The sequence below is a fragment of the Nocardioides ochotonae genome (assembly GCF_011420305.2).
GTDB lineage: Bacteria > Actinomycetota > Actinomycetes > Propionibacteriales > Nocardioidaceae > Nocardioides > Nocardioides ochotonae.
This window is the reverse complement of sequence record NZ_CP061769.1, coordinates 841,785-852,500: the sequence shown is the minus strand read 5'-3', so window position 1 is coordinate 852,500 and position 10,716 is coordinate 841,785. Positions and strand designations below refer to the sequence as shown.

Annotated in this window: 8 protein-coding genes; 3 read left to right on the top strand and 5 right to left on the bottom strand. The window is 72.1% G+C overall.

What is annotated here, in order from left to right; translation table 11 throughout:
* The first annotated feature begins 532 nt into the window (after positions 1–532).
* Together HBO46_RS04215 and HBO46_RS04210 are read left to right on the top strand one after the other, a co-directional pair.
* On the top strand, positions 533–1,126 hold the full coding sequence (locus HBO46_RS04215) for a hypothetical protein (protein WP_166136368.1): 594 nt from the start codon (positions 533–535) through the stop codon (positions 1,124–1,126).
* 94 nt (positions 1,127–1,220) lie between these two features.
* A complete protein-coding gene (locus HBO46_RS04210) occupies positions 1,221–4,079 on the top strand; it encodes a cation-translocating P-type ATPase (protein WP_166136370.1) in 2,859 nt (952 codons plus the stop codon).
* A 19-nt stretch (positions 4,080–4,098) separates the two neighbouring features.
* Here HBO46_RS04210 and dacB read toward each other — a convergent pair whose 3' ends face one another.
* The 5 genes from dacB to HBO46_RS04185 all read right to left on the bottom strand — a co-directional run bounded on the left by dacB (position 4,099) and on the right by HBO46_RS04185 (position 9,853).
* Positions 4,099–5,601, bottom strand: a complete 1,503-nt coding sequence (gene dacB / locus HBO46_RS04205) for a D-alanyl-D-alanine carboxypeptidase/D-alanyl-D-alanine endopeptidase (protein WP_166136375.1) — start codon at positions 5,599–5,601, stop codon at positions 4,099–4,101.
* A gap of 346 nt (positions 5,602–5,947) precedes the next feature.
* A complete protein-coding gene (locus HBO46_RS04200) occupies positions 5,948–6,634 on the bottom strand; it encodes a hypothetical protein (protein ID WP_166136378.1) in 687 nt (228 codons plus the stop codon).
* 60 nt (positions 6,635–6,694) lie between these two features.
* Positions 6,695–7,615 carry a hypothetical protein gene (locus HBO46_RS04195; protein ID WP_166136381.1) on the bottom strand — a complete coding sequence of 307 codons (921 nt, stop codon included), beginning with the start codon at positions 7,613–7,615 and terminating at the stop codon, positions 6,695–6,697.
* A 24-nt stretch (positions 7,616–7,639) separates the two neighbouring features.
* On the bottom strand, positions 7,640–8,737 hold the full coding sequence (locus HBO46_RS04190; protein ID WP_166136384.1) for an ABC transporter permease: 1,098 nt from the start codon (positions 8,735–8,737) through the stop codon (positions 7,640–7,642).
* Between the two features lie 195 nt (positions 8,738–8,932).
* Positions 8,933–9,853 (bottom strand): NAD-dependent epimerase/dehydratase family protein, encoded by a 921-nt coding sequence (locus HBO46_RS04185; RefSeq protein WP_166136387.1) that lies wholly within the window; start codon positions 9,851–9,853, stop codon positions 8,933–8,935.
* Positions 9,854–9,980: 127 nt separating this feature from the next.
* On the opposite strand from HBO46_RS04185, the gene HBO46_RS04180 reads away from it, so the two are divergent.
* Positions 9,981–10,688, top strand: a complete 708-nt coding sequence (locus HBO46_RS04180; RefSeq protein ID WP_166136390.1) for a TetR/AcrR family transcriptional regulator — start codon at positions 9,981–9,983, stop codon at positions 10,686–10,688.
* Positions 10,689–10,716: the final 28 nt, after the last annotated feature.

Genomic DNA, 10,716 nt, shown 5'->3' with positions numbered 1-10,716 from the left:
TCACCGAGTGTCGACGGGGCATAACAAACTAATTCGTCGACTATATGACACACTGTTGAGTTCTCAAGGATCAGACACACCCGGTGGTCGGCCTCGCGGCCTCCCTGTCGGGGCTTGCACTACTTTACCTCGGACTTTCCCGCCTTGCAAACCGGCCCGTTTCCCGCTTTCCACATCCAAAACTTCGGACCCGGTAAGGCTGGAAAACATTCTCGGCTATTCGGCGAGTATCTCCGTGGAGAATCTTGCCTCATTGCCGCCGGTCAAGCAATTCGGGGCTATTTCAGTCCCTGCCCCGTTCGCCAGCACACGACACCGCAATGGCGCCGCGAGACTTCCGCGAACAAGACGGCCACCCCACACCAGCGCCTGCGACTCCTTGACCGGAGCCGCACCCGCTGCACTGGGGCAACCCGGAGAACATTACGTCCGCCCTGCCCAACGAGCAAGTCGACGACACGTGACCCCCGCCACGTCCGATGACCAGCACGCCAGAGGGCCGGGACCAGCGGCCCGACCTAGGGTCGCAGCCATGATGCGCACCCTCTTCTCCGCCACCACCCTCGCAGCGGTCCTGGCCCTCACCGGGTGCTCGGGCGACGACGCCGACGGCGACTCCCCCAAGTCCGCGACCCCTGCGCAGGCCGAGGAGTCCACCTCGTCGGTCCCGGCGGCCGACGGCCCCACGATCGAAGGCAGCGGCTACACCTACAACGTGCCGAAGGGCTGGGACACCCCTGGTCAGGACATCCCCGGCTTCGACTTCGACAGCATGGCCGCGGACCTGAAGGACGCCGACGGCTTCAGCGACAACATCAACGTCATCGCGGCCGGCGGGGAGCGGCTCACGCCGGATCAGGCGGAGGAAGCCGCGAAGCGGGAGCTGGAGACCGTCGGCGCCGCTGACGTCACTGTCGAGGACCGCGTCGTCGTGGACGGGGAGGAGACCGCGCACCTGAGCGCGAAGATGTCGATGAACGGCGCCTCCTACACGGTCGACCAGTTCTACCTCTCTGGCGAGGACGGCGCGTTCATCGCGACCTTCTCCTTCAGCAACAGCGTCAGCGCCGCGGAGCGCGACGACGTCACCGGCTCCGTCCTGACCAGCTGGACCTGGACCAGCTGACCCCCTCCGGCCGGGTACGACGACCCTCCACGACGTACGCCGCCCGCCGTAGCGTCGCTGGCGGCAGTGCGTACGCCGGAGGCGGAGGGGCGACATGGACGACGGACCTGGCCCCGCCCGGCCCGCCCAGGACGCGTCCCTGCTGGATGCGGAGTCGGTCGCGGCGGACCTCGGCGTCGATCCCGCCACCGGGCTCGACGCCGAGGAGGCGGCGCGCCGGCTCGCGGCCGACGGCCCCAACGAGCTCCAGCAGCGTCCGCCCGTCCCGGCGTGGCGCCGGGTGCTCGCGCAGTTCCAGGATCCGCTGATCTATCTGCTGCTGGCCGCGGTGGTCGTGTCGGTCGCGGCGTGGGTGGTCGAGGGCAGCGAGGGCGTGCCCATCGACGCGCTGGTCATCGCGGCCATCGTCGTGGTCAACGCGGCGCTCGGCTACGTGCAGGAGGAGCGCGCCGCGGACGCGGTGGAGGCGCTGCGCACCATGACCGCTGCTGTCTCCACCGTGCTGCGCGACGGGCGGCTGCGCCAGGTGCCGTCCGCCGAGCTCGTGCGGGGCGACGTCCTCGTCCTCGGCGAGGGCGACAGTGTCGGCGCCGATGCCCGCCTGCTCGCCGCCAACGCCCTCCGCGTCCAGGAGGCGTCGTTGACCGGCGAGAGCGCCGCCGTCACCAAGGACCCGACCACGCTGGCCGCTCCCGCCCCGCTGGGCGACCGGCTGGACATGGTCTTCAGGGGCACGGCCGTGGCCCAGGGCACCGGACGCGCGGTGGTCACGGCCGTGGGGATGGGCACCGAGATGGGCGCGGTCGCCGAGATGCTCGAGGCGACCACCGAGGACCCCACTCCCCTCCAGCAGGAGATCCACCGGATCAGCCGGATGCTCGGCGCCGCGGTGGTGGTCATCGCCGTCGTCGTGGTCGTGACCATCATCTGGTTCGACGGCATCACCGACCCCGACGACCTCGTCGAGGTGCTGCTCCTCGGCGTCTCGCTGGCGGTGGCTGCCGTACCGGAGGGTCTGCCGACCATCTTGTCGGTCGTGCTCGCGATCGGCGTGCAGCGGATGGCGCGCCGCAACGCGGTGGTCAAACGGCTCAGCTCGGTCGAGGCGCTCGGCTCGGCCACCGTGATCTGCACCGACAAGACCGGCACCCTGACCCGCAACGAGATGACGATCCAGCGCGTCGTCACCGCCTCGGGACGCGCCGAGGTCACCGGGATCGGCTATCGCCCGGACGGCGAGGTCCTCGCCGACGGCCGCGCGCTGGACCCCGACCAGCGCGCCGAGGCCCGGCTGGTCCTGGAGGGTGGCTCGCTGGCCAACGACGCCCAGCTCTCCGAGCACGACGGGGAGTGGGAGGTGGTGGGCGATCCCACCGAGGCGGCGTTCCTGGTCGCCGCCCGCAAGTCCGATCCCCCGGCGACTCCGGACGAGCGGTTCCGTCGCCTCGCCGAGATCCCGTTCACCTCCGAGCGCAAGATGATGTCGGTGATGGTCGCCGACGCCGACGACCAGCAGGTGCTGTGGGCCAAGGGCGCGCCCGACGTGCTGATCAGCCGCTGCACCCGCCGTCAGGTCGGCGAGTCGACGGTGCCGCTCACCGAGGAGGACCGGACCGCGGCGATGGCGGAGGTCGACCGGCTGTCCCGCGAGGCGTTCCGCACCCTCGGGGTGGCCTACCGCCCCGTGCAGGAGCAGGGGCAGGAGCAGACCGACGTACCGGGGAACGACGAGCCGGAGGAGATCTGGGAGCGCGACCTCGTCTGGGTCGGCATGGTCGGCATCATCGACCCGCCGCGCGACGAGGTGGCGCCCGCGATCGCCGAGGCGCACCGCGCGGGCATCCGGGTCGTGATGATCACCGGCGACCACCCCGCCACCGCGCGCCGGATCGCCGCCGACCTCGGCATCGTCGGTCCCGAGGCGCGGGCCCTCAGCGGCGTCGAGCTCGACGGCCTGGACGACGAGGCGCTGCGCGCGGTCGCCCGCGAGGTCTCGGTCTATGCGCGGGTGGCGCCGCAGCACAAGCTCCGGCTGGTCGACTGCCTCCAGGCCGACGGCGAGGTGGTCGCGATGACCGGGGACGGCGTCAACGACGCCCCCGCCCTGAAGTCGGCCGACATCGGCGTCGCGATGGGCATCACCGGGACCGAGGTGACCAAGGAGGCCGCCCGGATGATCCTGGCCGACGACAACTTCACCACGATCGTCGCCGCCGTCCGGCAGGGCCGGGTCATCTTCGAGAACATCAAGAAGTTCCTGCGCTACCTGCTGTCCTCCAACATGGGCGAGGTCCTCACCGTCTTCCTCGGTGTGCTGCTGGCCGGGGCGATCGGTCTCACCGACGCCGACGACACCGACGCCCTCGTGCTCCCCCTGCTCGCGACCCAGATCCTCTGGATCAACCTGATCACCGACTCGACACCGGCGCTGGCGATGGGTGTGGACCCCGAGATCGACGATGTGATGGCGCGCCGGCCCCGGGGGCTGACCGACCGGGCCATCGACGGGCGGATGTGGGCCGGGATCCTGTCCGTGGGCCTGGTGATGGCCCTGGTCACCTTGTTCTCGATCGACGTCTTCCTGCCCGGCGGGCTGGTCGACGGGGAGGACTCCCTCGACGTCGCCCGCACCGCGGGGTTCACCACGCTGGTGCTGGCCCAGCTGTTCAACGCGCTCAACGCCCGCTCGGAGACGACCAGCGCGTTCCACGGCCTGTTCGCCAACAAGTGGATGTGGCTGTCCATCGCGCTCGGGGTGGTCCTCCAGGTGGCGGTGGTGGAGCTGTCGTTCCTCCAGGTCGCCTTCGGCACCGCGGCCCTGGACCCGGCCCACTGGGCCGTCTGCGTCGCGCTCGCCTCCGTCGTGCTCTGGTACGACGAGGTGCGCAAGATCGTGCTCCGCGCGCTCGCACGCCGGCGGGCCCCGGCCGCGACTGCGACCGGGGCCCGCTGAGGCGCTCAGGGTTGCGGGGTCACCAGCTCCCGTGGACGGTGGCGGCCAGCCCGTCGAAGCCCTGCCGGATGCTGAGGCTGCTCGGGGCGCCGTTCTGCATGAACGCGTAGGCCTTCATCCGCCCGTCCGCACCACGCGTCACGCCGGCGAGCGTGATCACGTCGTGCAGAGAGCCGGTCTTGCCGCGGACCTTCCCGGCCGCGCGGTAGGACTGCGGGGTGACGAACCGGCCGTAGCTGTCGTCCAGCGTGCCGGTGGCACCGGCGAGCGGCAGGCCCTTCTTGAGCGGCCACATGGTGGTGTGGCGCCCCTTGGTGTAGGCGGCCTGCAGGATCGAGACCAGGTTGGCCGCGGAGATCCGGTCGGCCCGCGACAGGCCGGAGCCGTCGAAGAGCCTCATCCCGCGGGTGTCGACGCCGAGGTCGCGGAAGACCTTCATCTGGGCCTGCACGCCACCGCGCCAGGTCGCCGGGCGTCCCAGCTCGACGGCGGTCAGCCGCTGGAGGCTCTCGGCCAGGTCGTTGTCGGAGTACAGCAGCATCTGGATCACGACCTCGGAGACCGGGGTGCGGTGCGCAGCGACGCTGGTGGCCTCCTCGGACGCCTTCGCCCGTCGTACGTCGGCGACCTTGACGCCCCGCTCGCGCAGCTCGTGGGCGAAGACGTGGCCGGCGTCGATCGCGGTGTCCATCACCTGGTGCTGGTCGACCACCAGCGCGCGGACCGGGGTGACGTTGCCCGGGTAGTAGCCGCCGGACCAGCCCGGGCTCATCGACGGCTGCGCGAACAGGCTGTCGTCGACCTGGAGCCGGTACGGCGTCCGCTTGCGCACCTGCCGGGCGGTCTTCGCGGCCAGCGCGCTCAGGTCGCCGCTGGTGAGCAGCTCGTCGCCTCCGCCGACGAGGGTGATCGTCCGGTCCTCGAGGCGCACGTCGGTGGTGAGCTTGTGGTCCGGGCCCAGGGCCTTCAGCGCGGCGACCGCCGTGCCGACCTTGGTGGTCGAGGCGGGCATCATCGCGTGGTGCCCGTCGGCGGACCACACGGCACGACCGCTGTCCACGTCGCCCACGTGGCCGGTGACCTTGGCGCCGAGCTGGTCGTTCTTGATGCGGGTGCGCAGCTTGGCGGCGATCGTCCGGTCCGCGGCGGTGGGCTTCCCCTTCACCACCTTCCGGGCCGTCGTGGCCTTCGCGGGGGCGGTGGTGGTCCGGGCCCGTTGCGCGTGCCTGCTCGGGGTCTCCCGCTTGGCCCGCTGTGCCTGCTTGGCGTGCTGGTCGTGCGTGCGGTCGTGCTCCCCGATCTGCGGCAACCGCTGGATGGCTCCGGTACGCCGGGGCAGGTCCTCGGCCGAGGGGGCGGTGAGGGCCGGGGTGAGCACCCCGGTGATCACGAGGGCGGCGGTGGCGGCGGTGGCCGCGACCGTCCTTCGGTTGCGCTGGAGCCTGGAGCGCAGGGGGGTGCGCGCGTGGCGCGGCATGCAGATGACCTCCGTGTCGGTGGCATGGGGCTCGGGCCAAGGCACGGTGCGCGCGCCTGGTGCACAGGCGCGCGGGCACGCCTCGGCGGAGGACCACGGGGCAGGCGCACACGGCCGACGCAGGCGGCCGTCAGCGCAGACGGCACCCGGCGGCAGGCGTGGCGCGGACCGTGGTCGTGCGGGCGTCGACAGCGTGGCCGGGCGAGGTCGCGATGACTCTCTCAGCCCGATCGTGTCGCTGCCGGCGCGACTCTCGAGACATCGACTGCTGCCGCTCCGGGAGGATGTCTCCCCCACCGGAGCTCACCCTCGATGGTAGGTCGGCAAGACCCCTGCTTCACGGGTTCGGAGCGCGTTCTGCGTCACGCTGCGGTGCTGCTCGTCGGGGCGGTCAGCCCGCGGACAGGATCGCCGCCAGGTCTTCGGCGACGGCGCGCTCGTCGTACTCCTCGCTGAGTCCGTCGCTGCTGCCGGAGACCTCCAGCGTGGTCCGCGAGCGGGTCTCCGGGTCGAGGTGGTGGGCGGACAGGTTGAAGTCGGCCGCGGGGTTGGTCGGGAAATCGGTGTGGACCACCACGAAGTCCCGCTCGCCCACGGTGATGGTCTCCTCGGTCTGTTCGTTGCCCACCTGCTCGACGGCGCCGGTGGCGGACTCGAGCGCCGTGAACGCCTCGTCGCTCTCCGCCTCCGCGTAGGCCAGGCTCACCGAGAACGGTTCGTGGAAGCTGCACTCGACGAGGTGGACCTCCTCCATCGGGCCGAAGAACGTCGTGTGCAGGACGTCGTCGTGCTCCTCGCCGTCGACCTCGATCTCGGTCTCCAGGGGGCAGTCCCACTGGAAGTCGCCCATCCCCGTCCGGCCGATCTCCGGATAGCGCTCGAGGCCCTCGGCGATCCCGTCGGCATAGTGCGCCGGCACCCCCGTCGCCAGGCCGGTCGCCCCCTCTGCCCCGTCGTCGCTGCAGCCGGTGAGCACGCCGGCACCGAGGGCCAGGGTGAGCACCCACGCCGGGTGCCGACCGCGTCGCCCTCCGCGTCGCCGGGCAGTCAGGTCGGGTCCGGTGTGGGAGAGGATCACGAGCCGCATGCTAGGGCGTCGGCGCGGCGTCACGGCGCTGTCCGCGCCGGGAGGCGTCGCTCAGCGCCGGTGGCGAGTCGGCGCTGGGCTGGCCTTCGGCCGTTCGAACAGCTGGAGCCCCCCGGCCACGGCGAAGCACACCGAGCCGGCGAAGGTTCCCCAGTTGGCCAGACCCGGGTCCAGGTCGGTGGAGGTGGCCGGGAGGGTGAACGAGGCGAGCCCGGCCACGAAGAAGATGATCGACCCGAGCTGGTTCACCCCGACGATCCACCAGCCGAGGTCGTTGATGATCCGCCAGATCACCCCGTGCCCGACCTCGACGAGGGCGAGGTGGCCCGAGACCAGGAAGCAGACACAGCCGACGATGTCCGGGAGCCAGATCCAACCGTCGGTCTGGCGAGGCGTGAGGTCCGAGGCGAACGCCGCCACGAGGCTGGCCCCGAAGACGAGCGTGCCAGTGAACAGCACCGCCGCGCTCAACCAGCCGATCTGGCGGGGCTCGAGGGCGAACCAACGCCACCGCGGTGAGGACAGCGAGCCGTTCTCGTCGAGGTCGGTGGGCGTGTTGGAGGCCTGCAGCAACGACACGTAGCCGCCGAGGCTGAAGAAGACCCCGCCGACGAGGTACACCGTGTCGACGTGCCGCACACTGCCGACGTCGAGCTGCGCCAGCAGCGCACCGAGCGCGAAGAGGCCGCCACCGACGATGAAGGCGGTCCCGGCCAGCAGGTTGGCCCGAGCCAGTCGGCGGGCGGTTGCCGGCGCCGCCTCGACGAAGCCGGTGGTCCTTCCCGTCGCGTCGAGCAGCTCCACGCGCCCCCGGCGTCGTGCCGAGCGCGACTCCCACCGGGCCATCGTGCCGTCCGGGGCCCGCCAGGTCACCTGGGTCGTGAACAGCCCGGACCGCTCGACCTGGCGCAGCGCCCAGCGCGCGGGGTGTGCGCGCGGGACGTCACCAGCAGGTGCGGGCTGCTCCGCCATGATGCCGACTCTCGGGCGACCGGATCAGGCGCTCATCAACAACTCCGGTCGCCGGCCCCGCCCTGAGACGAGCAGCGTGAGGACGATGCCCGCCACGGCGTACGCCGCGAGCACCAGGAGCGGCCGGGTCAGGTCGTCGGAGCCGAAGTAGACGATCTGACGCACCCCGTCCACGCCGGCGCCGGTCGGGATCCAGTCGCCGACCACCCGCCAGAAGGCAGGCATCACGCCGGCCTGGAACGCCCCGCCCGAGCTCGGGTTGCCGATGATCACGATGAGCAGCAGCGTCACCCCGATGCCGATCACGCCCAGGAAGGCCTCGAGGCCGATCGCGAGCGCGGCGATCGAGAACGACACGGCCGTCCCGAGCAGGCCGAGCTGCCAGAAGTGGCCGGTCTGGGCGTCCAGCAGCGGGCCGACGATCAGGGCTCCCCCGAACCCGGAGGCCAGGGCGTACGGCACCAGCGCGGCCAGCCGGATCGCCGCCGTGCGCACCGAGCGGGGCCGGTCCCCGCGCGCCAGCGCCACCACGGTCGGGAACAGGTAGGCACCGACCGCCCAGCCGACCACGAGGTAGAAGCCGGTGAGCCCGCGGGCGTCACCGCTCTGCAGCGGGACCAGGTCCTCCTTCTCCACGCTGCGCCGCTGCTCCTGGACCACCTTGGTGAGCACGTCCGAGGCGGCCTCCTCGACCGAGACGCCGCCGCCGGAGGCGATCAGCAGCAGGTCGGTGCTCTTCTCCGGGCGCAGCACGAGGGCCGCGACGTCGTCCCCGTCGCGGACGTCCTCGCGGGCCTCCGACTCGGAGTCGGCGACCGAGGCGTCCAAGGGGTCGCCGGAGAGCCCGTTGAGCTGGTCGACCAGCTGCTGGGCCTGGCTGCCGCCGACCGCGGGCGCGACCACCTTCACCTCGAGCTGGTGCGGCGTGGGGTCGTGGAACGCGGCGACATAGCTGTAGATGAACGCGAACTGCAAGAACAGCACGCCGAGGACCCAGGCCACGGCTCGGATCATCGAGCGCCGCGGGTCGATCGCCAGCGTCGGTGTGGATCCACTGCTCGTGGCTCCCCCGCTGGTGGGTCCGGGCTGCTCGGGATCCTGCGGAGTCCCTTGGGCTGACATCGCATCTCCTTGCCGTTGCGCCGTTCCGCGCGAACCTGGCGCGGACGCCGTACGGCGGGTGCAACTGCCCTGGGCCCGAGCGCCCTTGGCGTCACTGTAGGACGGTGCGGCGCCGTTGTGACCGGTCCGGATACCCGGGCACCTTGGCCCTACGGGCACCGCTCCGGTCTCGCTCGTGTCCCGCCGTCGTCGGGCTCAGGTGCGGGAGCGCCACCAGGCGACGGTCTCGGCCAGGACCTGGTCGAACGGCGTCGAGACGAGGCCCAGCTCGGCCTGGCTGACAGCGGAGTCCAGGACGAAGGGCCGCTCGAACTGGTGGGCCACCTCGGCCAGCTCGCGCATCATCGGGACGCCGACGCCGAGCACCCGCAGCAGCGCGGTGGGCAGCCGGCCGATCCTCGGCTCGCGCACGCCCGCGAGACGGGCGTACCCACGGGCGACCTCGCGCTGGGTGACGGGCGCGCCGGTCGCGGCGTGCCAGAGCCGGTCACCGTCCAGGCCGCGGTCGGCGACGGCGATCATCGTCGCGGCGAGGTCGGGGACGTAGGTGAAGGAGTGCGCCTGGTCGGGGCTGCCGACCACCCGCAGCATCCTCTCGGCCAGCACGGCGCTCAGCATCCGCTCCCCGACGTGCGAGGCGAGGGCGTAGGGGCCGATGAAGTCGCTGGCGACCACGCTCGCGGTGGGCGTCGAGTGGGCGGCGCGGGCGAGCAGCAGCCGGGCGCGCACACCGCCCTTGCCGGTGCTCACCGCCCGCTCGGAGGTCTCCGTCATCGCCTTGTCGGTGCGGGAGTAGGAGTACAGGCTCTCGGGGAAGACGACCCCGGTGGCGGCCCGGCCTGCCTCCTCGAGGACGGCCGCCTCGGTCCGCGGCAGCTCGCGCTCCCAGGCACGGACGTCGTACGCCGCGTGCGCGCAGTGGAAGACCGTCGCCGAGCCGTCGAGCTGGCCCCGGAGCGCAACCGGGTCGCCGGCGTCGACCGCGACCCGCTCCGCTCCCCGGGGACCGGAGCCGGAACGGGTCAGCACCCGGACCTTCTCGCCCCGGGCGAGGAGCTGTTCGGCGATGGTGCGGCCGACGGGGCCCGCGCCGATGACGGTGTAGATCTGGGACATCAGGGCTCCTCGGCGACGTGACAAAAGAGAGCAGTGCTCTCACTTGAGCATCGCGCAAGCCCATGCGGTCGTCAAGAGCACTGCTCTCTTCATTGACCATCGCTCTCGCTCGGGAAAGGATGCGGGCATGGCCACCACTCCTCGCCAGCGCGCCCGCGAGCGCACGATGGACGAGATCGTCCGGATCGGCCGCGAGCACCTCGCGACCCAGGGCGCGGCGGCGCTCTCGTTGCGCGCGGTCGCCCGCGACCTCGGCGTCGTCTCCTCGGCGATCTACCGCTACGTCGCCAGCCGCGACGAGCTGCTCACGCTGCTGGTCATCGACGCGTACGGCGGGCTTGCCGACGAGGTCGACGCAGCACTGGCCAGCCGCTCACTGGCACCCCTCGACGAGGTCGCCGAGATCGCCCGCGCGGTCCGCACCTGGGCTCGACGCGAGCCGGCCCGGTACGCACTGCTCTACGGAAGTCCGGTCCCGGGCTACCACGCACCGGCCGACCGGACCACCGAGCCCGGCACCCGCGTGGTCGCCCGCCTGATCGGCGCCCTCGCCGACGCCGACCCCGCCCGTCGGTCTCCGGAGCCAGGCCCGGCGCCCGTCGAGGGACGCCTCGGGGCCGACCTGACGGCGGTCGCGGCAACTCTGGGCCACCAGGTCGACCCCGCGGTGATGGCGACGGGACTGCTCGCCTGGAACGCGGTCCTCGGTGCGATCAGCGCCGAGGTCTTCGGCTGGTACGGGCCGGAGTTCGAGGACACGGCCGACCAGCTCTTCGACTACCAGCTCGGGGGCGTGCTGGAGATGCTTGAGCGGGCCGGCGTGCGCCCTGCCTGAGCGGATCGGTGCCTGCCCGACTTCCGGG

Bases quoted from the DNA above. Each gene is read 5' to 3' on its own strand.
- HBO46_RS04180 (WP_166136390.1), top strand. From the start codon at position 9,981: ATGGCCACCACTCCTCGCCAGCGCGCCCGCGAGCGCACGATGGACGAG.
- HBO46_RS04195 (WP_166136381.1), bottom strand. From the start codon at position 7,615: ATGGCGGAGCAGCCCGCACCTGCTGGTGACGTCCCGCGCGCACACCCC.
- HBO46_RS04190 (WP_166136384.1), bottom strand. From the start codon at position 8,737: ATGTCAGCCCAAGGGACTCCGCAGGATCCCGAGCAGCCCGGACCCACC.
- HBO46_RS04185 (WP_166136387.1), bottom strand. From the start codon at position 9,853: ATGTCCCAGATCTACACCGTCATCGGCGCGGGCCCCGTCGGCCGCACC.
- HBO46_RS04215 (WP_166136368.1), top strand. From the start codon at position 533: ATGATGCGCACCCTCTTCTCCGCCACCACCCTCGCAGCGGTCCTGGCC.
- HBO46_RS04210 (WP_166136370.1), top strand. From the start codon at position 1,221: ATGGACGACGGACCTGGCCCCGCCCGGCCCGCCCAGGACGCGTCCCTG.